We start from the raw sequence: 24,722 nt of genomic DNA on the forward strand, positions 1-24,722 counted from the left end.
ACGAGCGTATGTGGAAATTGATACACCATTGATCTACATCAATGACAGTGTTACGCAAGTGCCAAGTTAAAGCCATTGAAAGACCAAAGATGACCATCGTCCCCATCACATCCCCAGATCTCGATGCGGCCGAAGTGTCCTGGTTCTCGGCGTTGTGCTCGGATGACTACCAATTCCTCGGCGTGCCCGATGGCGATCTGCGGTCAAGCTGGGCGCACTGCTCCGACATCGTGAAAGAGGCTGAGGCACAGGGCTTTCGCAACATTCTCTGCCCCTCGTCCTATCAGGTTGGCCAAGACACATTGTCCTTTGTCGCGGGCTGCGCGCCCATCACGGACAAGATCAACCTGCTGGCCGCCGTGCGGTGTGGAGAGATGCAACCGATCATGCTCGCCCGCACCATCGCCACGCTGGATCATATGCTTGAGGGGCGGCTGACGGTGAACATCATCTCGTCCGATTTCCCCGGAGAGAAAGCTGACAGCAACTACCGCTATCAACGCTCGCGTGAAGTGGTCGAAATCCTGAAACAGGCATGGACGCGGGACGAGATCAATTACGAAGGCGAGGTCTACAACTTCAAAGGCCTCACCACCGATCCCGTTCGCCCTTACCAGACAGGCGGGCCGCTTCTGTATTTCGGTGGCTACAGCCCATCGGCACTGGAGTTGTGCGGCCAACACTGTGACGTTTACCTGATGTGGCCCGAACCGCAGGAAAATCTGGCAGGGCGCATGCGCGATGTGCACGCCGTGGCCGAGAAATACGACCGCACATTGGATTACGGGCTGCGCGTGCACACGATTGTGCGGGACACCGAGGCCGAAGCCCGCGAATACGCCGACTACATCGTGTCGAAGCTCGACGACGAATACGGCCAACTCATCCGCGACCGGGCGCTCGACTCAACGTCGCTGGGCGTCGCCCATCAGGCGAAAGCCCGCGAACTGGCAGACAAGTTTGGCTATGTCGAACCGAACCTCTGGACGGGCGTAGGCCGGGCGCGGTCAGGCTGCGGTGCGGCGCTTGTCGGCTCCACCGATCAGGTGATGAGCAAGATCGAAGAGTACCAGAAAATGGGCATCCGCGCCTTCATCTTCTCGGGCTACCCGCATCTGGACGAAGCAAAACATTTCGGCGCGCGCGTCATGCCGCACTTGAAAACCTGCTCACTGCCCCATGCTTATGGGCGGGTGCCCGCCGTGGCACCCGCAACCCCACTCGCCGCAGGAGAGCGCCGCTAATGGACCGCGTCCAACTATCCGATACCCTGAACTTCTCGCGCATCGTCTATGGTATGTGGCGTCTGGCCGATGACGCAGACACATCCACCGCGCATGTGCAGGCCAAGATCCACGCATGTCTGGACCAAGGCATCACCACCTTTGATCAGGCCGACATCTACGGCGGCTATGTCGCCGAGGCGGTGCTGGGCGAAGCGCTCAAGGCTGATACAGGCCTGCGCTCCAAGATGGAGATCGTGACCAAGTGCGATATCGTGGCCCCCGTTGGTCGTTACGAAAGCGCGCCAGTCAAGTATTACGACACCAGCCGCGCCCACATCATGCAGAGCATCGAAAACTCGCTACGCGATATGGCGATTGATCATATCGACCTTTTGCTGATCCATCGCCCGGACCCGTTCATGGATCACAATGAAACGGGGGCCGCACTGGACGAGGCCGTGCAGTCAGGAAAAGTCGGCGCCGTTGGTGTGTCCAACTTTCGGCCCTGGGACTGGAAACTGCTGCAATCCGGTATGAAAACGCAACTGGTCACCAATCAGATCGAAATCAGCCTCAGTGAAATCAGCCCTTTTACAAATGGCGATTTGGCCTTCCACCAGCAACACGGGCAGCCGCTCATGGCGTGGTCGCCTTTGGGTGGTGGCAACCTCATGTTTGGTGGTGGGCCTTTGCAGACCTTGATGGTTGAATTGGCAAATGAACACGGCGTGGACCGCGCCGCTATCGCGACTGCCTTTTTGTTGGCACATCCTGCGCGTATCATTCCGGTCATGGGAACAAACAATCTCGACCGTATCAAAAATATCGGGGATGCCACGAAGGTGTCGCTCGACCGACCCACATGGTTCCGTCTTTACGAGGCGGCGCTTGGACACGAGGTGGCTTGATGATTATGCAAAGCCCGAACCAACCTACAACATTTACCCCCGACGCAGACAGCAGCCGCCAATTGCGCGACGCGTTCGGAAAATTTGCCACCGGTGTCACGGTGATCACAGCCCCCAGCGCTGACGGCCCTGTCGCCATCGTTGCAAACAGCTTTTCGTCGGTATCGCTCGACCCGGCCCTGGTGCTGTGGTCCGTCGACCGGGCCGCGCGGCGCTTTCCGTATTTTGAAATGGCCGATCACTACGCCATCCACGTGCTGGCCGCCGAACAGCACGACGTCTGCAAGCTGGCCGCACGTGACGCGCATATGCTGCACGACCACGCCCATCACCTTAACGCTGATGGAGTTCCTCTGATTGATCATTGCCTTGCGCGCTTCGAATGTCGCAGGGTGGCGGCACATGACGCGGGTGACCACGTCATTGTCGTGGGCCAGGTCCAGCGCACCGAAATGCGTGATGGCCAGCCGCTGACCTTCTTCGCCGGCCAGTTCGGCAGCGTCGACTAACGACGTCAAGACCCGCCCGCGGGGTTAAAGCGGAAAATGGGCCACGGTGGGACGAACCGCCGGGCGACCGCAAAGGGAGGGCCCGTTCATGGGTCTATTACTGACGGTGCTTGCACCGCTCAGCTGGGTGAATGGCACCCTGCTCAAGATCGGGCGTGCCATCGGCATCGTGGCCATTGCCGCCATGGTCATTGCGATCCTGATTCAGGTCGTCGCCCGATATCTGTTCAACAACGCTCTTCCCTGGCCGGACGAGGCTGCGCGGTTCTGCATGTTATGGATGACCGGTCTGATGGCCCCCACGGCGTTCCGGCGCGGCGGGTTTGTTGCCCTCGACATGATCTCTGGCGTGCTGCCCAAGGCAGTCGCTGCACTCCTGGGTCTGGTCCTTCTGCTCATTTCGATCTCGATCCTGTTGGTCGCCCTGCCCATTGGTATTTCCGAGGTGACTGGCTTCGGTGGCCGCTTTGCCACAGCGTCGCTTTACCTGCCCACATTCGATGGTTGGTTCCGTGTGCCGCGCAGCTGGATGATGCTGTCGTTGCTGGTGGGTGTGGTCCTTCTGCTTATGGTCAATGTCGAACTGATCCTGCGCAAGCTGGTGGAGTTGATGGGCGGCGGTGACCAACTGCCGGACCTTGATCTTGGCGACATGGCTGCGGGGAGCGAATGATATGCTGATCTGGTTCCTTCCGCTATTTCTGCTGTTCCTGATGATCGGCCTGCCGGTGTTCTTTGGCCTGCTCGCGGCGCCTGGCATTCTGCTGTACCTGAACGGGCAGGAGCGCGACATCACGCTGCTTTATCGCAACGTCTACAACGGCATGGACAGCTTCCCATTGATGGCGATCCCGTTCTTCATGCTGGCAGGCGAATTGATGAACAAGGGCGGGATCACGATCCGGCTTGTGCAATTCTCCCAAGCCCTCATGGGCCACCTGCGCGGTGGTCTGGCCCAAGTGAATGTCCTGTCATCGATCCTCTTCGCGGGCCTGTCTGGCTCTGCCGTGGCCGACACCTCCGCGCTGGGCTCCATGCTGGTCCCCGCGATGGAGAAAGAAGGCTACACACGCCGCTACGCCGCCGCGATCACCGCAGCCTCGTCGGTTATCGGCCCGATCATCCCGCCCTCGGGCATCATGATCATCTACGCCTATGTCATGGGCGAAAGCGTGGCCGCGCTGTTCCTTGCAGGTATCGTACCAGGCATCCTTGTCGGCGTTGGCCTCATGGTGATGATCCGCGTGACTGCAGATCGCTACGACCTGCCCGCCGCAAAACGGGTCGAGTTCGATGGTGTGGAACTGGGCGCTTTGGAAAAATGGGTGAGCTTCGCGCTTGCCCGGCTGAACATTGGGCTCCTGTTCTGGGTCATCGCGCCCCTGCCAGAAACCACGGGCTTGCTGACATGGGTCACATTCTTTGCCGCCATTCTCGTCGCCCACGCGCTGATGCTGGCCCTGCGCACGCAAGTCAGCAGTGAATTCCGCACAATCTGCAAACGCGCCATCGTGCCGCTGCAAACGCCCGTCCTGATCTTGGGCGGTATCTTGGGCGGTGTCTTTACACCAACCGAAGCCGCAGCAGTCGCCGTGGCCTACGCCGTGTTCGTCGCCTTCTTCGTCCTGCGCACCATGTCGCTTAAGGACCTGCCCGACATCCTCAGCCGCGCGGGCCTCACCTCTGCCGTGGTCCTGCTGCTGGTCGGCGCAGCGCTCGCGTTCAAAACGGTCGTCTCGCTCAGCTACGCCCCGCAAATCCTCGCGGACTTCATCCTGACACTGTCGGAAAACCCGCTGGTCCTGCTGTTCCTGATCAACCTGCTGCTGTTCATTGTCGGCATGTTCCTCGACGCAGGCCCGGCGATCATCATCCTCGGGCCCATCCTCGGTCCCATCTTCGTCGACCTCGGCGTCGACCCGATTCACTTCGCGATCATCATGAGCGTGAACCTGACCGTGGGGTTGGCCACGCCGCCCATGGGCCTTGTGCTGTTCGTCGCCGCCGCCGTCAGCCGCGAGAAGGTGGAAACCATCGCCAAGGCAATCCTGCCCTTCCTCGCCATCGAGATCGCGGTGATCTTCCTGATCACCTACGTGCCCGCCATTTCCATGACCATTCCCCGTCTCACGGGGTTTGCCAACTAACTCAGAGCTTTGAACCGGGAGGACCTACCATAATGCTCAAAACAACCCTCAAAACCCTGACCGCCGCCGCGCTTGTCGCGGGCTCCGCGATAATGGCACAGGCGCAGGACTACACGATCCGCGCCACCGCCAACTCGAACACCAACGACGAAGACTATGACGGCCTCGTCGTGTTCAAGAACTACGTCGAAGCGGCCTCCAACGGTGCCATTGAAGTGGAACTCTTCATCGGTACGCAGCTGTGCTCGAACGGCGCGGAATGCCTGCAAGGCGTGGCCGACGGCTCAATCGACGTCTACATCTCCACCTCCGGCGGCGCCTCGGGCATCTTCCCCTACGTGCAGGTGCTCGATCTGCCGTACCTGATGGCCGATGACCGCATCGCGGAACACGTCCTGTCGGGCGACTTCACCCGCACCATGCGCGACATGGCGCTTGAGGATTCCGGTGGTGCCATCCGCCTGATGACCATCGGTAACACCGGCGGCTGGCGCAACTTTGCCAACACCCAGCGCCGCGTGGCCGAGCCTGCGGACATGGAAGGCCTGAAAATCCGCACCGTGGTCGCCGACCTGCCGCAGGAGCTTGTAAAAGCCCTGGGCGCGTCGCCCACCCCGATCCCGTGGCCGGAACTCTTCACCTCGTTCCAGACCGGCGTGGTTGAAGGATCGAAAAACGGTATCACCGACATCATGGGCATGAAATTCCCGGATGCGGGCCTGCAATACGTCACGCTGGACGGCCACGCCTACATGGGCGCGCTCTGGTGGATGTCGAACGAGAACTTCCTCGCGATGCCCGAAGATATGCGCCGCGTCGTCGTCGATGGCTTCTATGCGCTGCAACAAGCGACATTCGCCTCGCCCAAGCGCAAGTCGATCCAGGCTTACGAAGAGTTCGTCGCCGGGGGCGGGGATCTCTATGTGCCGACACCTGAGCAAAAGGCAGCCTTCGCCGAAGCGTCCACACCGGTCTATGACTGGTTCAAGGAGAACGTGGCCCGTGGTCCCGAAATCTTTGACGCGCTGACATCAGCTGTAGCCGCCGCCGAAGAAGACGTGAATGCGTCCCGCGCGGCTGATCTGAATTGACGTCGGGCGGGCCACAAGTGTCCGCTTGATCAAAATCAAAGGCCGCCCTGTGAGGGGCGGTCTTTTTTTGTATGACTTACGATAAGGCGAGAGTTCACGGGCAAAAAATCTCGGAAACCGCCGCCCGTAAATGCGGGCTTTACCCCATGTGTCGCCGTTTTCCGCCTAATCGCATATCGTTTTGCAGGGTGCAGAAACATGGAATCGCATTCCAAAGCGCTGTGAGACGATAGCCGTGCAAAGCCTTGATCGTGGCGACAGTTCACGACCGAAGCGACAGTGGCGCAAAAGAGCGCGCCAGCCACTCACGGCGACGACTGCACGGGACGCAGTCGTTGGCGGAGGTTTGTGGTTTGTACGCTCTGAACCGTAGGAACGAATGCACGACGTTATCGCTCATAAGACGACGCCGCGGCACGTGTATATGTCGCGTGAACGAAACGGGGTGCCTCTTGTCGAATTCCGAAGCGGGGACTCGGAAAGGACCATCAAATTCGCCCATTGGCGTGGGCAACTGACAGACGTGCATACAACACCGCGCGATGACTACCATACGATCTGCTATCACGAGTCCGGCGCCTCGACCCGTCGCGAAGGGTCAGATGCCGTCCTGACACCGGGCACCGCATTCCTGCAGCCTGCAGAGGATGAGGGCGTGTTTAACAGTGATGATCTGGTGGACTACATACATGTCTATCTTCCAATCGCGGCTGTAGAAAACCTCGCAGACGAAATCGACACGCGCACGGCCTTATACGCGGAGGTGCCGGTAGAATTCGGCTGTCGCGATCCTGAGTTGACCCGTACGCTCGCCCAGCACATTTCTGTTATCCGCGAAACACCGACACCTTCGGCAATCGAATACGACGAATGGACCATCAACATCGGCATGGCGTTGCTGCGGTACGCGGTCCGGGCTGAAGATGATGCACTGGTCGGGGCTGCCAGATCATCGCTCACGCCTCGGCAGATGCGCGATGTCGTCGATTACATAGAACAGTGCATCGCAACGCGGATCACGCTGGCAGACCTTGCGGGACTGAGCGGCATCAGCCAATTCCGCTTCATGCGGGCATTCAAGGCCGAAACCGGGTTCAACCCACATCAATACGTCATCCAACGGCGCTTGGCGCGGGCCAAGAGCTATCTCAGGAACAGCGACCAGACGATTGCGGACATCGCGTATGATGTGGGCTTTTCCAGTCAAGCCCATATGACGGATGTGTTTCGCAAGAAGGTTGGGACCACACCTGCGAAGTTTCGGCAAATCATGCGCGAATAGGCTGTCCTTCGGCACGGCAATTCCAGACGAATCCTTGCACCGCATTCCAACCGGCGCAAAGCTGCGGCGAATACTCCGCGTCCCAAAGGTTCTAAAATGTCCCAAGCTGACAAAGCCGCCGCCTTCGCTGCCCTGCACGTGCCGGGTACACCATTGGTCATCTACAATATCTGGGATGCAGGCACCGCCAAGGCCGTGTCGCAAGCCGGAGCCAAAGCCATCGCGACCGGAAGCTGGTCCGTGGCCGAAGCGCAAGGCTATCCGGACGGTGAACATATCCCGCTGGAAGTCCTGTTGCCTATTGCCAAGCGCATCGTGGCCAGTACAGACCTACCCGTCAGCATCGACTTTGAAGGAGGCTATGCCACCGAGCCCGATCAGCTCGCCGGGAACATCACGGCCCTGATCGGCACTGGTGCCATCGGCCTCAACTTCGAAGACCAGGTTGTGGGCGGCGACGGTCTCTACCCGCTCGACACCCAAGTGACGCGGATCAAGGCTGTGCGTGCCGCCGCCGATGCGGCTGGCGTGCCGCTCTTCATCAACGCACGCACCGACCTGTTTCTCAAATCCAAACCGGACGCCCATGCCGACCATATGGCCGAAGCGCTCGACCGCGCCGCCGCCTATGCCGAGGCGGGGGGCAGCGGGTTCTTCATCCCGGGCCTAACCGACCACGACATGATCACGCAGGTCTGCGAGGCTGCGTCGCTGCCCGTGAACGTGATGATGCGCGGCAAGCTGTCTTCGGTGTCTCAGGTCGCCGCCCTTGGCGTGGCCCGCACCAGCTATGGCCCCGGTCCGTTTGCCAACGCCATGACCCAAGCCGCCGAAGGCTTCACCGCAGCGGCCGCTAGTTAACCCGCTAGGGCGGGGTTCACCCCGCCTCTACACCAGCCTGTCTAGACGCCCCTTGTTCTTGACGATGTTCTTATAATCCCACTGGATCGTTCGCGCCTCCGCCAGCCAATCTTCCAGCGGTGCGGCCTTCACGTCGGCAAGCCTCTGAATGCGCAGCTCACCCGCCTTGAATGTACCACTTTTGGTCAATCCAGGTGTCTCAAAGGACTGCCCGCTCCAGAACATCAGCCGGACGCAGTCTTTCAATCGGCTGTACCCGACGATGGGGTTGTCCTCCAGAAACCACACCGGATGCGCGTGCCAGATCTTGCCAAGCGCATCGGGCAGCGCGGTGTTGATCGCCGTGCGCAGCACGTCGCACATCTCCCGGTCCTCGGGGGCCAGGGCAGCATGAAAGGCGTCGATGGTCTTGGCGGCCATGCCAACAGTCTATCACATTTTTCCGTCCTTAGGGCGGGGTTCATCCCGCGATTCCCTAACCAAAATAATCGGTTTCGCTCGAACGTTAACGCGGGCCAGATATGAAACGATTATGAAGGATTTTGCGGGGCACATCCGCCCCGCAAAGTGTGAATTTCATCTGATCTTAACTAGTGCAAGTTGCATTAACACGGTCGCGCGCGCTCGGGGCTTTCCAAGCAAAAAATCCGGTGGCAAACTCACCGAAACGGATACATCCAAACCTTGTAGTCAGCGACCAGAATATGCGCCCGATCAATCTCATCCTGCGTCATTTTCTTGACCACCTCTTCCAACGAGATTGCCGCATCCGGGTCGCCGCCAATCGCGCTCAAAGTGTACCACATGTAGGCGCGCACAAGGTCGGGCGCGGGCATCCCGCGCCCGACTTCATAGTACCATCCAACCCCACTTTGCGCGCCCGGATGTCCCTTCATCGAAGATCGCAAATACCACTCGAACGCCCGTTCATCGTCCCGTTCGACACCAAGTCCCAAAGCGTACATGACACCGATCAGTTCCTCGGCATCCGCATTGCCCGACCGGGCCGCGGGCCACAGCGCGTCATAGGCGGCCCTGTAGTCGCCGGCTTCCATCAAATCGCGCGCTTCCTCGATCTCCGCCAGAGCTGGAAACGCTATCAAAACAAGGGCTATCGCAAGTTTGTGCATCTCATCCTCCTTGCGGCGACACCGGCCTTTGCGGACGGCCTGCCACGGTCTTTGACACCGGATGATTTCATCGCCGTGGACCCGGCGCAAGCCAAACTCGGACAGCTTCTGTTCTACGATCCCGTCCTGTCGGGCAACCGCAATATCGCCTGTTCCACATGCCACCATCCCGACCTTGGGACCGGCGATGGCCTGAGCCTTGGCATAGGCGAAGGGGGCGTTGGATTGGGCTCCGAACGCACTGCCGGAGTGGGCGAAAACCGCATCCGCAAGCGCATCCCCCGAAACGCACCGGGGCTGTGGAACCTGGGTGCGAAGGACCTGCACACCATCTTCCATGATGGCCGCCTCTCCGTGGCCGACACGTACGAAAACGGCTTCAACTCCCCGGCTGAGGAGTGGCTACCCGAAGGTCTTGATAACCTATTGGCTGCACAGGCGATTTTCCCATTGGTCGCTCAATTCGAAATGGCCGGAAACCCAAAGGAAAACGAGGTGGCGGGTGCCATCCACCGACGCATGGATTACGCGTGGCCCATCATCGCCGACCGCGTCCTGCACATTCCTGCGTACGCCGAGGGGTTCGCGGGTGCATACGACCACATCAACACTGCAAAAGACATCACAATTGCCGACATCGCCAACGCGCTTGCAGCCTTCATGATCTGGGAATGGACCAGCACCGACAGCCCGTTTGATGCCTATTTGACAGGGGATCACACGGCACTTAATCATGAACAGAAACAAGGGCTTGATCTGTTCTACGGCAAGGCCAATTGCAGCACCTGTCACGCTGGCCCGCTGATGACGGACCAACAATTCCACGCTCTGGGTTTACCGCCGTTCGGCCCCGGTCGCACCCGCCGTTTCGATCCGATGGTCCGGGATGTCGGACGGATGGGCGAAAGTGATGCGCTGGAAGACGCCTACGCGTTCAAAACCCCCATGCTGCGGAACGTGGCCCTCACTGCTCCCTACGGCCACAATGGTGCCTATCCCAAGCTGGAAGGGATCGTGCGCCACCACCTTGAGCCGCTGAAATCATTGGACAATTGGACGCGCGACATGGCCGGTCTGCCGTCTGCCCCATGGCTCGAAGCCATCGACTTCATGGTCTGGCAAGACAGCCGCGAAATGGCCCGCCACCGCGCCGCCATCCAGATCGAACCGACCCCGATGACAGACACAGAGGTCGACCAGATCGTCGCCTTCCTGCACGCACTGACGGGCGAGACCGCCATGTCCGACAAGCTTGGCGTACCGGAAACCGTCCCCAGCGGCCTCCCGGTCGATGCGCGGATAGACCCCTAGCGACCTTTCCAAACGGGGTCGCGTTTTTCGGCAAAGGCGCGCGCGCCTTCAAGCTGATCTTCGGACCGGTAAAGCCTTTCAACCGACGGCAATTGGCTCTGGGTGATCCGGTTCATCGCGTCTTGAAACTTGGCGTCTTCCGCGTCGCGCACAATCTCCTTGATGGCTGCGTAAACCAACGGCGGACCTGATGCTATCAGCTGTGCCATGTCCCATGCCCGTCCCATAAGGTCCTGGGCTGGAACGATTTCATTGACCAGCCCCCAGCGATGCGCTTCTTCGGCGTCGAACCAGCGACCGGTCAACAACAATTCCATCGCGATGTGGTAGGGAATACGCTTTGGCAGCTTTACAGAAGCCGCATCCGCCACGGTACCCGACCGTATCTCGGGCAGTGCAAACTGGGCGTGATCGGCAGCAATGATTATGTCTGCACTCAACGCCAGCTCCAGCCCACCACCACAGGCAATCCCGTTCACAGCAGCAATCACGGGCTTGTTCATGCCCCGCATTTCCTGCAACCCGCCAAAGCCGCCGACGCCATAATCACCGTCCACCGCATCGCCATCGGCTGCGGCCTTGAGGTCCCAACCGGGGCAAAAGAACTTCTCTCCGCCTCCGGTGATGATCGCCACCCGCAACTCCGGATCGTCGCGGAACTCCAGGAATGTCTCGCCCATGATCCGGCTGGTTTCCAAGTCGATGGCATTCGCCTTGGGCCGGTCCAACGTGACTTCCAAAATGGCGCCATCGCGCTTTGTTTTTAGGGGGCTCATGGCTCAGGCCTTTCGTATCAGGGCATCCACGGCAACAGCGCGCGTGGGGGTGCAGATCAGCGGATTGATCTCAACTTCGCTGACGGTGTCGATGTGCGCAAGAATGTATGCCTGCACCGCAAGAATGGCATTGATGACAGCGGTCCGATCCGCTGCAGGTTGGCCGCGATAGCCTTGTAGCAGCGCGTTGCAGCGCAATTTAGTCAACGCGCTGTCAATGTCGTCCGCTGTAGTGGGCAACAGCAATGAGGCGGTGTCGCGCATCAGTTCAGTCATCACTCCGCCCGCGCCAAGCGTCAGGACAAATCCGTGTGCGGGGTCGCATGTAACGCCAACCAACAGTTCCGCCACACCGTCTGTGATCATCTCTTCGATCAATACAGTGTCGGTGCCGATGTCCGCCGCAACCCTTGAAATGTCCTCCGGTGCGATGTTCAGATGCACCGCGCCCGCTTCGGTCTTGTGGGCAAAACCAACGCCTTTCACGGCAAACAAACCCTTCAGACTGCTGTTGTCCGTTTGTACGTTCTGTATGCGGTACTCCGGCGTCTCCACTCCATAGGCGGTCAATGCGACTTTGGCCTCAGCCTCTGTCATCAGCGTCGAGTCCACAGGAGAGCGGGGCAAGGCTACTGGCGTTGGATGTGGGGCACTGATCCCACTCGCGGCTGCAATCGCTGACAGGGCTTCGCGCAGGCCAAGAAAAGGAACTACGCCACCTTGCGCCAACATCTCTGCAACCTCTCCAGGCATCAATTCGGGCAAGGTCGCAACAACGCCAAATGCCGCTCCGGTATTTGCATGCACAGCAAGGGCGGCCTCGGTGGCGCAGGTCCAGTCCGACGGATCGGTCAGCGGGTAATCGACAATCGACAGCGTCATATCGATCCCATCCCCGGTCATTCCGCCCCAAGCACGGGCCATCGCATCGGCATCGCGCCAGATATAGGTGTGGTAATCCAGTGGGTTGGCCAGTGCGACCATGGGACCAAGTGCCTCGCGCAACTGGGATTTTTGCGTTTCGTTCAGTTCGGGAAAATGCAGGTCCGTGGCCAGTGCCATGTCGGCAATCAGGCTCGCCTCGCCCCCGGAGCAACTGATGGACGCAATGTTTCGCCCGGTCAGCGGCCCGTGCAGATGAAACAGTTTCAGGGTTTCAAGTAAGTCGGGCAGGGCATCAACGCGCGGGATGCCAAGGCGGTCCAGAAACGTCTGTGCCCCAGCGTCTGAACCCGCCAAGGAAGCGGTGTGCGATACCGTCGCCTGTTGCGCCTGTTCCGATGCACCGACTTTCAGTGCGACCAAAGGCACGTTTTTGGCCCAAGCCTTGGCGGCAAGCGCTTCCCATTCCCGCAGGTCGCCAAACCCCTCAATATGCAGACCAATGGCCGTAACGCGCGCGTCGTCCAGCATCGCCATGGCAAGTGCAGCTTGACTGGTTTGGGCCATGTTCCCGCAGGTGACGGCATAGGCAATGGGCAGCGCGCGTTGCTGCATGGTCAGGTTGATCGCGATGTTCGAGCTTTGGGTCAGGATTGCGACACCTGACGCGACGGTTTCACAGCCATGCTGGTCCGGCCATAACAACGCCTGATCCAGCGCGTTGATGAAGCCGTAGCAATTAGGCCCAAGTATCGGCATCCCATCGGCAGCCTGCACAAGCTGCTCTTGTAAATCGCCGCTCGTGTCGTCCTCCGCCTGCGCTTCGGAGAACCCCGAAGCAAAACAAACCGCCCCTCCTGCGTTCAAAATAGCAAGTGCGCTGACCACTTCGACCGTCGCATGGCGATTGACGCCGATGAAGGTGGCGTCGGGCGCATATGGAAGGTCTTCAATACAGGGAAACGCTCCATGCCCTGCCACTTCAACAGCCTTTGGATGCACAGGCCAGATCGGCCCATCAAACCCAAACGCCTCTGCCTGCGCGATGACGGAGGCACACCACGCCCCCCCACCGACAACCGCAATGGACCGAGGCCGCAGCAAACGCGACAGTCCCTTATTCCCTTTCTCAGAAAAATCCCGGGGAGCGCGAGGGGCTGGCCCCTCGCTCCTGTCGGATGGGCTTGGCCCATTCGAAACCATTTCAGGCACCCAACGGCCGCAAAAGATCGCGGCTGATGATATGGCGTTGGATTTCGCTGGTCCCGTCCCAGATGCGTTCCACCCGTGCATCGCGCCAGAACCGCTCAATGGGAAAGTCATCCATCAACCCCATCCCGCCATAGATCTGCAAAGTGGTGTCCGTGACCCTCGCCAACGCCTCTGAGGCATAGAGCTTGGCTGACGCGATTTCTCGGTTCGATGGCAGCCCCTGATCCAAACGCCATGCGGCGGCAAGGGTCAGCCAGTCGGCGGCGTCGATCTCGGTGATCATATCGGCGATCTGAAAGCTGACACCCTGAAACTTGCCAATGGCTTGGCCGAACTGCTTGCGCTCGGCTGCGTAACTCAATGCATAGTCAAAACACCGCCGCGCCCGACCCACGCTAAAGGCGGCAACGGTCAGACGTGTGGCATAAAGCCATTCGTTCATCACGGCAAAGCCGCCGTCGACCTCGCCCAACACTTGCGCATCGGGCAGGCGGCAGTCGTCGAAATACAGGATGCAATTCTTGTACCCTTTGTGGCTGACGGAGTTGTATCCGTCACGGACCTCAAACCCGGGTGTGCCGCGATCCACAAGAAATGTGGTGATCCGTTTCTTGGGGCCCTTCGGGGTGTCATCGACCCCCGTGGCGATGAACACGATGAAAAAATCTGCGTGCTCGGCCCCTGAAATAAAGTGCTTGGACCCGTTGATGACCCAATCGCCGCCGTCACGCACAGCCGAACATTTCATGCCGCGTACATCCGATCCTGCATCTGGTTCGGTCATGGCCAGCGCATCCATTCGTTCGCCCCGAACCGCAGGCAGCAGGTAGCGTTCGCGCTGTTCGTTATTGCAGGCCATCAGGATATTCTGCGGCCGCCCAAAGAAGTGGGTCAACGCCATGGACCCGCGCCCCAACTCGCGTTCTACCAGCGTGAAATCCATGTGGCTCAATCCCGCACCGCCGACCTCTTCGGGGAAGTTGCAGGCGTAGAACCCCATGTCAATGACCTTGCGCTTGATCTCCTCTCCCAATTCGTGGGGGACGTGGCCGGTGCGCTCGACCTCTGCCTCGTGAGGGTAAATCTCGTTCTCGACGAAACTGCGTACTGTGGACACGATCATGTCCTGTTCTTCGGTCAGGCCAAACTGCATTTGCGCGCCTCCGGGTTGCACGAGTGCGATCAGAGCGCGGGTTGCGTTTTCATGATGTGCTGTATTGGGTGTTCATCATGCAGAATTGGCCCAAAATCCATGACGCGATGCAGCATGTGGACATCGTCCTGTTCGATCAGTTCTCGAACCACTGCCTCGCCAATTTTGTCGAACCCCTGAGAGCCGCTAATGGTTTTGCCCGGACTGCACAATATCAATGGCGCTTCCTGTCATTGAATGGTGCTCCTGTCGTCAGTTCGAGCGGTCTGCAGATTGCGCCTCATGCGGCGTTAAGCGCGTCGGAGGGGCCTGCGCTGATGTTGATGCCGTCATATGGCATTCGTGAGTTGGACCGGCCCGACGTTGTGCGCGCTATCAGGCGCGCGGCCGCTAACGCGGAGATCGTCGGCGGGTTCGACACCGGGTCATGGTTGCTTGGCCGCGCAGGCCTTCTTGATGGCTATAGCGCGACCTTGCATTGGGACTTGCTTGACGCCTTCGCAGAGGCGTTTCCCGATGTGGATACGGCACGCCGACGCTATGTCGTAGATCGGGATCGCATCACATGTTCCGGCGCAATGGCAGCGTTTGATCTGGTGATGTATCTGATCGCCTCGGCACATGGGCCCGACGTTGCACTGAATGTCGCGCAACTGTTTATGTCGCGAGATGCGGTGCCGCCGTTGGGGCCAATCCCGGCAACGCGCATGGTTGGACGCGCCGTGTCATTGATGCAGGACAACATCGAGGTGCCGCTTTCGATCCCGGATATCGCGCGTCGGGTGGGGTGCACGCAAAAGACGCTGGAGCTGCGCATGCGTGCCACGTTGGGGATGACGCCCGCAGCAACCTATCGCCGGCAGCGTCTGAATGCGGCGATGCGGCTGGTTCAGGGAACCGAATTGCCAGTGGCCGAGATTGCAAGCAGATGTGGATATGAAAACGCGAGTGCAATGACCCGCGCGTTCAAATCCGTTTTTGGACAAAGCCCTCATGCGATGCGGCAAGACGGCCTTTAGCCGGTGGCAGGTTCCGCCGCGTCTTCGGACGCAGTCTTCTTGGTGTTCCCGGGGAAAATACGGCGCAGGGCGACGTAAAAGACCGGTGTGAAGAATAGCCCCAGGAAGGTCACGCCGGACATCCCAAAGAACACGGCCGTCCCAAGGGCTTGCCGCATTTCGGCTCCGGGACCTGTTGCAATCATCAACGGAACGACGCCGAGGATAAAGGCAAAGGCCGTCATAAGGATCGGGCGGAGCCGAAGCGCACAGGCATCGACCGCAGCTTGTGCTGGCGTCATGCCCTTTTCTTCCTGCGCTTGCTTGGCGAATTCCACAATCAAGATTGCATTTTTCGCGGATAGCCCGACAAGCACAATCAACCCAACTTGCGTCAGGATGTTGTTGTCCATGCCGCGTAGCATTACGCCCGACAGCGCGGACAGTACGGCCAAGGGTACAATGAGGATAATGGCCATGGGCAAGACCCAACTTTCATACAGGGCAGCCAGAAACAGGAAGGCGAACAGGACCGAGAAGGCGAAGATATAGCTGGCCGTGTTCCCCTGATTGCGCTCTTGCAATGCAAGTTCGGTCCACTCGTATTCGATTCCCGGCGGCATGATTTGCTCCGCCAATTTCTCCATCGCGATCAGCGCCTCACCGGTAGAGACGCCAGCACCGGCATTGCCTTGGATCGGGACGGACACCAGTTGATTGTAGCGCTGGACAAGGGCTGGACCGGCCGTATCAACGACAGATACGAGCGTGCCCAACGGCACAAGCCCACCGGTCGCCGTGCGGACGCGAAGCGAGCGGATGTCTTCCTCTTCCAGTCGGAACTGCTGGTCGGCTTGGGCACGCACCTGGAACAGCCGACCGAAGGCGTTGAAATCGTTCACATAGGCGGAGCCGAGGTTGATCGACAATGTCTCGAAGATTTCTCCGATCGGGACGTTCAGCATCTGCGCGCGCACCCTGTCGATCTCGAGATAGACCTGTGGCGAACTGGCTGAGAAGGTGGTGAAAACGCCAGTGACCTTGTCCGATTGCTGCGATGCACCCATGAGCGCGTAGGCCGTGTTCAGAACACGCCCCATGTCCGAGCTTTCCGTATCTTGCAGTTGCAGCTTGAACCCACCGCCGGTGCCCACACCACGAACCGCAGGGGGTGCGATCGCGATGATGAACGCCTCGCGAATGGACTGCATTCGCCCAAACAACTGCCCCACGATGGCATTTGCATTCAGCCCGCTTTCAAGTCGATCCTCGAATGGCTGGAAGGTGGTAAAGATCACGCCTTGGTTGCTGGCATTCGTGAACGTAGCGCCCGAGAAACCCGCAAAGGCCACGGCATTGCTGACCCCCGGCGTTTCGCGCGCGATGTCGGTCGCCTGCCGGATGATGGCATCCGTCCGGTCAAGGGAAGCACCTTCCGGCAATTGCACTACGACGATGGCGTAGCCTTGGTCCGCATCAGGAATAAATCCCGTCGGCACCTGTTCATTAACCCAATACGCACTGCCCAGAAGGACGACAAATGCCAAGAGGGCCACGCCGATCATGCCCCATGTCCCAACCAGCACTCGCACGATGGCGGTATAGCCCCGCGTCATCGCGTCAAAGCCGCTGTTGAATGCGCCTGCGAAAAAACCGCCCATGCGCACCAATGGATTGCGCGATGGCTCATCGCTGCGCGGTTTCAGCAACACGGCGGCAAGTGCTGGCGACAGGCTAAGCGAATTGATACTTGAGATGACCGTTGCGACCGAAATTGTCACCGCGAATTGTCTGTAGAATTGTCCGGTGATCCCCGGCACCAGCGCGGCCGGAACAAAGACGGCAATCAGCACCAGAGACGTACCGATGATAGCGCTTTGTACCTCGTCCATGGTGCGGGCGGACGCCTCGCGCGGTGTCATGCCGTTGTCGATGTTACGTTCGACATTTTCGACCACAACGATGGCGTCATCGACCACGATACCGATGGCAAGGATCAGGCCGAACAGCGTCAGCAGGTTCAGTGTGTATCCCAGGGCCAGCATCACAGCGAATGTGCCGATCAACGAAACCGGCACGGCCAGCAAGGGGATGATCGCCGTTCGCCAACTTTGCAGGAACACGAGGATCACGAAAACGACCAGCAGCACAGCCTCAAACAGTGTCTTGTAGACGGCATCGATGGAGGCGCTGATGAATTCGGTTGGATTGTAAACGACGCGGTATTCCAGACCTTGCGGAAAATCCTCGGCCAACTCATCCATAGTGGCCCGCACTTCGGCGGCCGTGGCAAGGGCATTTGATCCCGGTCGCTGAAAAATGCCCAAGGCCACAGCGGGCTTGTTGTCGAGATAGGAGTTCGTCACGTAGGATCGCGCACCGATTTCAACTCGCGCCACGTCACGCACGCGCACGACACGTCCATCATCGGACGCCTTGACGATGACCCTGCCAAATTCGCGCGGATCTTCGAGCCTGCCCTGAGTCGTGACAGACACCTGAAACGCATTGGCTGATTGGTTGGGTGGCGCGCCAAGTGATCCGCCGGACACCTGCACATTTTGTTCGCGCAACGCTGCCACGACATCCGCCGCGGTCAGTCCAAGCGACGTCAACTTGTCTGGATCAAGCCAGACGCGGGCTGAAAACTCGCGCTCACCAAAGATCTGGAGATCGCCAACACCGTCCAGCCGCACCAACCTGTCGCGAACACGTGCCCGTGAATAGTTCGAGACGTAAAGCTGTCCGAACGTCTCGTCCGGCGACAGCATGTGCACCACCATCATCAGGTCAGGCGAGGATTTGGTGGTCGTGACACCCAATGCCCGCACTTCCTGCGGCAGGCGCGGCTCGGCAATGGCGACACGATTTTGCACAAGGACCTGCGCGGTATCCAGATCGGTGCCCAGATCAAAGGTGATCGTCAGGCTCATCGATCCGTCAGCGGTTGAATAGGACGACAGGTACAGCATCCCCTCAACGCCGTTGATCTCTTGTTCAAGCGGTGTTGCAACGGTGTTGGCAATCGTGGCCGCGTCTGCGCCGGGGTAAGAGGCGCGCACGACAATCGAGGGCGGCGCGATCTCGGGGTATTGCTCGATCGGCAGTTGATAGTACGAGATCATGCCCACGATGGTCATGATCACAGACACGACGACGGCAAAAATGGGGCGGCTGACGAAAAAACGGCCCATCCTAGTTTTCCGCGACCAGCGGCAGGTCCACCTTCTCGGGGTTAACCGTTGTACCCGGTCGGGCACTGACCAGCCCGTCAATCACGATGGTTTCTGTGCCGTCCATGCCCTCGCGGATGACGCGATACCCGTCAATGCGGGGACCGGGCCGTACAGGTAGCGGTGTAACCAGACCCTCGCCGTCGACAGTCATTACCAATCGCCGGTTCTGATCGGCAACGATGGCGCGGTCCGGCACGAGGATGCCTTCATACGGCAGGGAACCGGGCACGTTGACACGTCCGAACAGCCCGGGTGTTAGGAGCTCATTGGGGTTTTCCAGAACAGCGCGGACGCGCATTGTGCCGGTTTCGGCATCAATGCGGTTCTCCGAAAAATCAAGATAGCCAGATTGTGGTGGAATCTGGCGATCCGACAAGGTCACCTTGACCTCCAAAGCGCCGCCGCCTTCTTGCAGCGCTTCGCCACGGGTGCGGGCGTCACGCGCATAGGCCAGGAAGTACCGCTCGTCGATATCGAAGAAGAAGTAAATCGGGTCTTTTGACACAATGGACGTCAATTCCGTCTGGTCGGCAGACACAAGGTTGCCGGGGTCGATCTGCGCCCGGTCAACACGGCCCGCCATCGGAGCACGGATTTCCGAGAACTCCAGATCAAGTTCAGCAAGCTCCACGGCGGCGCGCGCCTGCTCCAACGCACCCTGCGCGGCCAGAAACGCTTCGCGACGTTCATCCAGAACACTTTGCGGGATCGTCCCGTTGCCGATCAACGCCCGTGCGCGCTCGAGCTGCTCCGACGCAAAATCAAAGGTCGCATCCGCCACATCGATCTGTGCCTGCGCTTGACGCAAAGCAGTCTGAAACTGACGTTGATCGATTGTAAAAAGCAGTTGATCCTTTTCGACCAGCGAACCGTCATCGAAATGCACTTCTTCGAGGTATCCGGAGACGCGCGACCTGACGATCACCTCGGACTGCGCTTCGAACCTGCCGACAAATTCATCATCTTCTACAATCGTCTTAACAACCGGGTTGGCCACTGTAACGGTCGGCGGTCCCTGCTGTGCAATTGTGGCCGTGCCAAGAGTTGCAGCCAAAAGAAAAGCGAGACACGCTAGATGCTTCATGGAAACCGTCCTGATTATTTGGTTCGACCTGCGAACCTCAAGTGACTTAGATGTCATGCGTTGGCATTCAACCGAGTCAGTTTATTGGAGCAGACCAGAAGTTGACGGGAGATGTCTACGCTTTCTTTCAGGTTGTGCCGAAGATGTGCGCTTGAGTTCGCCGGTGTGGTTAGAAAGTACAACTTTACCTAGCAATGACGTGTCGATTGTCAGATGATCCGTGTATTCAGTCTTTCAAATTTTGAGCACATTATGTCCATTCTTCCCTATTCCGCCCAAAAGGCGATTTTTTCCGTTATCGAAGCCATCCCGTTTGCAGCCAGGCTGGTGAACCGCTGGGCAATCAATCGTATCGTCAATCGCGCGCGTCCCCGCCCGCATCCGCTGAGCACAGAGCGGGATTATGTCTGGTGGGGTGGGTTGACCGACCGCCGGTGGAGCGGGCGGCACTTGCCACCCCGACCACGTCCGAATGCTCCCGATCCGGACGCGCTGGCGGATCTGTTCCGTCGCCGTGATGGAATGCAGCGTATGTGTCCCAAATCGACCTGCTTGTTTCCAGCTTTCGCGCAATATCTCACGGATGGATTTATCCGCACAGAATCCGAAGACCTTGTGCCCGACGGTGAAGATCCGCTGCATCGCCTCAAGCGAAATACGTCCAATCACGAGATTGATCTTTGCCCACTCTATGGCCGGACGCGCGCGCAGACCTTGGCGTTGCGGTTGCGGTCAGAAGACAAGGGCCGCAAGGGCCGCCTCGCCTCCCAAATGATCAACGGAGAGGATTACGCGCCCTTCCTTTACAAAGACGGCAAGGTGGATCCGCATTTCGAAGTGCTTGATCCACCTCTGGGTCAAAGCACCTTGGACGACACGCGCCGTGCCACCCTTTTTGCATTTGGCGGGGATCGGGCCAATTCCGTTCCGCAGGTGTCCATGCTGAACACATTGTTCTTGCGCGAACACAACCGCCTCGCGTCCGAAATCGAAATGGAATATCCCGATTGGGACGATGACCGGGTGTTCGAAACGGCACGCAACACCGTCATCGTCATGTTCATCAAGATCGTGGTCGAGGATTACATCAACCACATCTCGCCACTGCCGTTTAACCTGCGTGCGGATCCTTCGGTGGCATGGCCCGCCCCGTGGAACAAGCCCAACTGGATCACGACCGAGTTCAGCTTGCTGTACCGGTGGCACGCGCTGATCCCGGACGCGCTGAAATGGGGAGGCGAGGCGCGGCCCGTCCACACAACTATCATGAACAATGCGCTGCTGATCGATGATGGTTTGTTGGCGGCATTTGAAGGCATTTGCGACACGCAGGCCGCAGAACTTGGGCCTAGGAACACTGCAGACGCGCTTTTGCACATCGAGGTGGCGTCGATCAAACAGGACCGCGACTGCGCACTCGCCAGTTTTTCCGACTATTGCGACTATATGGGCCAGACGCGCCCTGCCAGTTTCGAGGCAATCTCGTCCGATCCAGATGTGGCGAGCATGTTGCAGGACTTCTATGAAGGCCCAAGAGATGTGGATTTCCACGTTGGGCTCTTTTGCGAAGATCGCGTGCCTAACAGCCCGTTGCCAAGCCTCGTTCTGAAATTCGTGGCGCTTGATGCGTTTAGCCAGGCGCTGACCAATCCGCTTCTGTCAAAGCACGTATTCAAGCGCGAGACCTTCTCCGGGCCTGGATGGAGAGCCATCAATCGGACCGAAACCTTGCGCGATGTAGTGGATCGGAATGTCGAGGGCGGGGCAGGCGATACCTTTATCGCGATGACGCGACCTGAGTGGCGTCCCGAGTGACCAGTCGATATGGCAAGTGGTCCGGCAATGCCGTGCTGGCCAGACGTGCCATGTGCCATGCAAGGACCAAGTTGCTCGATAGCACGGGAATGCCAAGCTTAGCTTCGATGGCTGGGATAGCGTCCAATGTGCGCAGATTGGTGCAGGACAGGAACAGCGCATCGATTTCTGGTGTTTGGCCCAGTGCTATGCCTGCATCAATTAAGGAGGCCCCAGCGATCCGCACCACACGTTCTTCGACCGGTTCGTCGAAACTGGCAAAGGCTGTGACGTCAATATCCGACGCAGCCAATACAGTTCGCAGCTTGTCAGACACGGACGCGATATAGGGGCTGAGCAGACCTAACCGCGCCACGCCGAGATGTCGGCAAGCTGCGATCAAGGCGCTGACGGGCTCGGTCACATGGTCCGTCGGCGTGCCTGCCAGAACAAGATCGGCGATGTTTGGCGCGCCTATCTCTGCTGTACCGGAGGTGCATCCATACGCAACGCAAGCCATGCGCGCCCCGCGCGGAAACAAGGCTGCGGAAGCCGTCAGATTTCCGGCCGTCTCCTGCAAGGTCTCAGATGTGACCGACGTACCCGATGGGACACGGCTGACCATATATTCCAAGTCGCGCGGCAAAAGGCGGCGCATGTCCCGCTCAATTGTCTCGTCAGCTTGCAATGCGATTATGCCAACCTGCGTTGGGCGGCGGATATCGATATCATACGCAACACTCATACCAGAACCCGAATGCTGCGGTCTTGCGGACGTGAGAGCCACTCCGCCCCTTGGTCGCTCACGACGATGTTTTCTTCATGCACCATGATCTGGCCGCCCTGCAAAGCCACAGATGGTTCGAGTGTCAGCACCATACCGGGCATCAGCGGGGTTTGGTCGGCAGGAACAATGGACGGCCATTCAGTGAGTTGCATGCCCAAGCCGTGGCCAAGCCGCCCGGCCTCCATGGCATCTCCGTCGGGGTTTGCAACGCGGTTCATCGCGTGAAAAAGGTCCGAGATGACAGCGCCGGGGCGGGCCAATTCAAAAGCCATATGCGTGGCATCGACCAGGCGCGCATGTCCGGTCTGCACGGAGGCGCTTGGCGGCCCCACGCTGAAGTTCCGGTCAAAGTCACAGAAATACCCATCCCGGACGAGGCCCGTGTCCAGCATCAGCACATCACCGGGTACCAGAGGCGCGTCCGTCGCCGGAGAGATCACGTCGCCATAGCCTCCCTGATCCGACGCGCCCGCAAGGTAGGGCACCCAATCGGCCCCCTCATCCAGACACAACGCCTGAAACCCGCGGAACACCAGGCTCAGGGGCGTTCCTGCCTGCGCCACTTCTGGCACCCGATCGAATGCGCGATCTGCCACCTGAGCGGCCGCACGGATTTTGGCGATCTCTGCGGGGGATTTGATCAGTCGCAAACGCCGCGTGATCTGCGCATCGCTGACAATGCGGCGGGGCAACAACGTACTTTTCAAGGTGCCTAGATCCGCCAAGGGCATGCGCGCGTGGCTCTCCATCGCGTCGGCCAATCCTATGTTGCCATCGTTTGGAACGACCTCGCGCAGCGTCTCGGCCAATAGGGCAATGCCGTCGTCTTGATAGTTGGGCGATTGCCAGGTTCTGATGTCGGTGATCCATGTCTGGCCCATCAGATACGCGCCAATCGATGGGATCACCGCAATCGGTGCACCTTCAGCAGGCAGCACGACAAACCATGGGCGCGTCGGGCTTTCCCAGAACCTGGTCAGAAAGCCTGTGTAGTAACGGACCTCAGGCTCGGTTGTCAGCAACAATGCCGCCAATCCGGCCTCCGCCATCAGGGCTTGGGCCTTGTTGGTTCGCTCTTGGTACTCCGATGCCGGAAAGCCCCGTGACGCGTCCGTCATCCAGACGCCTCCTCGCTCAGGATGACCAGCACGCGCGACGCGTCCGTCAGTCCGAGTGTGTCGCGATGCGTCGTGCTTGCAAGCAGTGCGGACAGACCAGCCGCACCGGATGTTGAGGACGCAAACCCGGCTTCGGTACACGCGGCGGCACCGTCGAACCCCTCTTGTTCGGTGATGAGCACGAAGTCATTTGCGTCGCGGGCCAAACCCTTGAGCGCGATAAGTGATGGCTCCTTGCAATCAAGACGTCCCATGTCAGAGCTTGGACCCTCGGTGACTTGAGCGCAGCCAGCGGTTATGGAAGCGAAGAGTGCCGGGGCGACCTCCGGCTCAACCACAACGATGCGGGGTTCGTCGCCCCAAGACGTTCGCGCATAAGCCGCACACGCGGCTGCCAAGCCACCCACACCTGCCTGTAGAAAGATGTGGGTTGGAGCGTGCATGGCGGCGACCGTTTCCTGCATCAGGACGGTGTAGCCTTCCATCAACCGATGCGGCACGTCGAAATATCCGGGCCATGAGCTGTCGGACAGGAGTTCCCAGCCATTGGCATCTGCGGCGCGCTTGGCTTCGGTCATGCTGTCCTCATAAACGGCACCGTGACGGCGCACATCTGCCCCAAAGCTGCGCAGCCTGTCGGCAAAGGCTTCCGGCACGGTTTCCGCGAGGTATATCACGGCTTGCGCACCAAACGCCTGCGCGCCTGCCGCAACGGACAACCCGTGATTTCCCGCACTTGCCGTGGCATAGGTGCGCCCATGCGCGAGCCCCGCTTCGGCATCGCATGCGATGACATAAGCCGCGCCAAGCGCCTTGAAGCTGCCAAGCCCCATACGCATCCGCTCGTCTTTTATAGCTACGTCAGCGACACCCGCCTTTTGGGCCAGAGCAGGCGACGAGGGCAACGGCGTTTCAGCCGCGGCCGGGCAACGGGTCAGAAGTGTAGCTGGCTTCGAAGCATCAACGCTGGGCCAAGGAACATCCGGCAAAGACGCGATTGTTGCGTCGGCTTGGCTGTTGGATCGGGATATGTGTTTCATGCCCAATCGCTAGCAGGTCAGGGCCGAACCTTTCAACGGAATCACGACATTCCGCGGGGCACGAGCGTCGAGCTTTCAGAAAATAGGTGAAGTGGCTGGGATGGTAGGACTCGAACCTACAACCTACTGTACCAAAAACAGTTGATCTACCAATTGATCTACATCCCAACGTGCCGC

Annotated in this window: 21 protein-coding genes and 1 tRNA gene; 11 read left to right on the top strand and 11 right to left on the bottom strand. The window is 59.3% G+C overall.

The window, feature by feature from the left end:
• The first annotated feature begins 89 nt into the window (after positions 1 to 89).
• From Q1A32_RS08590 to Q1A32_RS08625, 8 genes are all read left to right on the top strand, one after another.
• Positions 90 to 1,244 carry an LLM class flavin-dependent oxidoreductase gene (locus tag Q1A32_RS08590; RefSeq protein WP_299651860.1) on the top strand — a complete coding sequence of 385 codons (1,155 nt, stop codon included), beginning with the start codon at positions 90 to 92 and terminating at the stop codon, positions 1,242 to 1,244.
• Positions 1,244 to 2,134, top strand: a complete 891-nt coding sequence (locus Q1A32_RS08595) for an aldo/keto reductase family oxidoreductase (RefSeq protein WP_299651862.1) — start codon at positions 1,244 to 1,246, stop codon at positions 2,132 to 2,134. The genes Q1A32_RS08590 and Q1A32_RS08595 overlap by 1 nt, the downstream gene beginning before the upstream one ends.
• Positions 2,134 to 2,643: a flavin reductase family protein gene (locus Q1A32_RS08600; protein ID WP_299651864.1), complete on the top strand. Its 510-nt coding sequence runs from the start codon at positions 2,134 to 2,136 to the stop codon at positions 2,641 to 2,643. Before Q1A32_RS08595 ends, Q1A32_RS08600 begins: the two co-directional genes overlap by 1 nt.
• Positions 2,644 to 2,731: 88 nt before the next feature.
• Positions 2,732 to 3,316 (top strand): TRAP transporter small permease, encoded by a 585-nt coding sequence (locus tag Q1A32_RS08605; protein ID WP_299651866.1) that lies wholly within the window; start codon positions 2,732 to 2,734, stop codon positions 3,314 to 3,316.
• A gap of 1 nt (position 3,317) precedes the next feature.
• Positions 3,318 to 4,790: a TRAP transporter large permease gene (locus Q1A32_RS08610; RefSeq protein ID WP_299651868.1), complete on the top strand. Its 1,473-nt coding sequence runs from the start codon at positions 3,318 to 3,320 to the stop codon at positions 4,788 to 4,790.
• 32 nt (positions 4,791 to 4,822) lie between these two features.
• Positions 4,823 to 5,881, top strand: a complete 1,059-nt coding sequence (dctP, locus tag Q1A32_RS08615; protein ID WP_299651870.1) for a TRAP transporter substrate-binding protein DctP — start codon at positions 4,823 to 4,825, stop codon at positions 5,879 to 5,881.
• Between the two features lie 523 nt (positions 5,882 to 6,404).
• Positions 6,405 to 7,163 (top strand): AraC family transcriptional regulator, encoded by a 759-nt coding sequence (locus Q1A32_RS08620; RefSeq protein ID WP_299651871.1) that lies wholly within the window; start codon positions 6,405 to 6,407, stop codon positions 7,161 to 7,163.
• Between the two features lie 96 nt (positions 7,164 to 7,259).
• Positions 7,260 to 8,024, top strand: a complete 765-nt coding sequence (locus Q1A32_RS08625; protein ID WP_299651873.1) for an isocitrate lyase/phosphoenolpyruvate mutase family protein — start codon at positions 7,260 to 7,262, stop codon at positions 8,022 to 8,024.
• 27 nt (positions 8,025 to 8,051) lie between these two features.
• Here Q1A32_RS08625 and Q1A32_RS08630 read toward each other — a convergent pair whose 3' ends face one another.
• Positions 8,052 to 8,444 (bottom strand): DUF1801 domain-containing protein, encoded by a 393-nt coding sequence (locus tag Q1A32_RS08630; protein ID WP_299651875.1) that lies wholly within the window; start codon positions 8,442 to 8,444, stop codon positions 8,052 to 8,054.
• Between the two features lie 239 nt (positions 8,445 to 8,683).
• Positions 8,684 to 9,154 (bottom strand): tetratricopeptide repeat protein, encoded by a 471-nt coding sequence (locus Q1A32_RS08635; RefSeq protein ID WP_299651877.1) that lies wholly within the window; start codon positions 9,152 to 9,154, stop codon positions 8,684 to 8,686.
• On the opposite strand from Q1A32_RS08635, the gene Q1A32_RS08640 reads away from it, so the two are divergent.
• Positions 9,149 to 10,465, top strand: coding sequence for a cytochrome-c peroxidase (locus Q1A32_RS08640; protein ID WP_299651879.1), 1,317 nt, complete (start codon positions 9,149 to 9,151; stop codon positions 10,463 to 10,465). The genes Q1A32_RS08635 and Q1A32_RS08640 overlap by 6 nt on opposite strands.
• Here Q1A32_RS08640 and Q1A32_RS08645 read toward each other — a convergent pair.
• The 3 genes from Q1A32_RS08645 to Q1A32_RS08655 form a co-directional block, all read right to left on the bottom strand.
• The gene (locus Q1A32_RS08645; protein WP_299651881.1) at positions 10,462 to 11,241 is read right to left on the bottom strand and encodes a carnitinyl-CoA dehydratase; all 780 of its coding nucleotides are present in this window, start codon (positions 11,239 to 11,241) and stop codon (positions 10,462 to 10,464) included. The two genes, Q1A32_RS08640 and Q1A32_RS08645, sit on opposite strands and share 4 nt — an antisense overlap.
• Before the next feature lie 3 nt (positions 11,242 to 11,244).
• The gene (locus tag Q1A32_RS08650) at positions 11,245 to 13,227 is read right to left on the bottom strand and encodes an acetate--CoA ligase family protein (RefSeq protein WP_299651883.1); all 1,983 of its coding nucleotides are present in this window, start codon (positions 13,225 to 13,227) and stop codon (positions 11,245 to 11,247) included.
• A gap of 100 nt (positions 13,228 to 13,327) precedes the next feature.
• The gene (locus tag Q1A32_RS08655) at positions 13,328 to 14,488 is read right to left on the bottom strand and encodes an acyl-CoA dehydrogenase family protein (RefSeq protein WP_299651885.1); all 1,161 of its coding nucleotides are present in this window, start codon (positions 14,486 to 14,488) and stop codon (positions 13,328 to 13,330) included.
• Positions 14,489 to 14,565: 77 nt separating this feature from the next.
• Between Q1A32_RS08655 and Q1A32_RS08660 the strand changes: the two genes are divergently transcribed.
• Complete coding sequence (locus tag Q1A32_RS08660) at positions 14,566 to 15,507, top strand: GlxA family transcriptional regulator (protein WP_299651887.1); 942 nt, start codon at positions 14,566 to 14,568, stop codon at positions 15,505 to 15,507.
• Here Q1A32_RS08660 and Q1A32_RS08665 read toward each other — a convergent pair.
• Complete coding sequence (locus Q1A32_RS08665; RefSeq protein WP_299651889.1) at positions 15,504 to 18,680, bottom strand: efflux RND transporter permease subunit; 3,177 nt, start codon at positions 18,678 to 18,680, stop codon at positions 15,504 to 15,506. The two genes, Q1A32_RS08660 and Q1A32_RS08665, sit on opposite strands and share 4 nt — an antisense overlap.
• A gap of 1 nt (position 18,681) precedes the next feature.
• Positions 18,682 to 19,806 carry an efflux RND transporter periplasmic adaptor subunit gene (locus Q1A32_RS08670; RefSeq protein ID WP_299651893.1) on the bottom strand — a complete coding sequence of 375 codons (1,125 nt, stop codon included), beginning with the start codon at positions 19,804 to 19,806 and terminating at the stop codon, positions 18,682 to 18,684.
• 252 nt (positions 19,807 to 20,058) lie between these two features.
• On the opposite strand from Q1A32_RS08670, the gene Q1A32_RS08675 reads away from it, so the two are divergent.
• A complete protein-coding gene (locus tag Q1A32_RS08675; RefSeq protein ID WP_299651895.1) occupies positions 20,059 to 21,621 on the top strand; it encodes a peroxidase family protein in 1,563 nt (520 codons plus the stop codon).
• Here Q1A32_RS08675 and Q1A32_RS08680 read toward each other — a convergent pair.
• The 4 genes from Q1A32_RS08680 to Q1A32_RS08695 form a co-directional block, all read right to left on the bottom strand.
• Positions 21,584 to 22,345: an Asp/Glu racemase gene (locus Q1A32_RS08680; RefSeq protein ID WP_299651897.1), complete on the bottom strand. Its 762-nt coding sequence runs from the start codon at positions 22,343 to 22,345 to the stop codon at positions 21,584 to 21,586. The genes Q1A32_RS08675 and Q1A32_RS08680 overlap by 38 nt on opposite strands.
• The gene (locus Q1A32_RS08685; protein ID WP_299651899.1) at positions 22,342 to 23,505 is read right to left on the bottom strand and encodes a Xaa-Pro peptidase family protein; all 1,164 of its coding nucleotides are present in this window, start codon (positions 23,503 to 23,505) and stop codon (positions 22,342 to 22,344) included. The genes Q1A32_RS08680 and Q1A32_RS08685 overlap by 4 nt, the downstream gene beginning before the upstream one ends.
• A complete protein-coding gene (locus Q1A32_RS08690; protein WP_299651901.1) occupies positions 23,502 to 24,545 on the bottom strand; it encodes a pyridoxal-phosphate dependent enzyme in 1,044 nt (347 codons plus the stop codon). Before Q1A32_RS08690 ends, Q1A32_RS08685 begins: the two co-directional genes overlap by 4 nt.
• A 92-nt stretch (positions 24,546 to 24,637) precedes the next feature.
• Positions 24,638 to 24,713 (bottom strand) — tRNA-Gln (locus tag Q1A32_RS08695).
• Between the last annotated feature and the right edge of the window lie 9 nt (positions 24,714 to 24,722).

The sequence above is a fragment of the uncultured Tateyamaria sp. genome, assembly GCF_947503415.1.
GTDB lineage: Bacteria > Pseudomonadota > Alphaproteobacteria > Rhodobacterales > Rhodobacteraceae > Tateyamaria.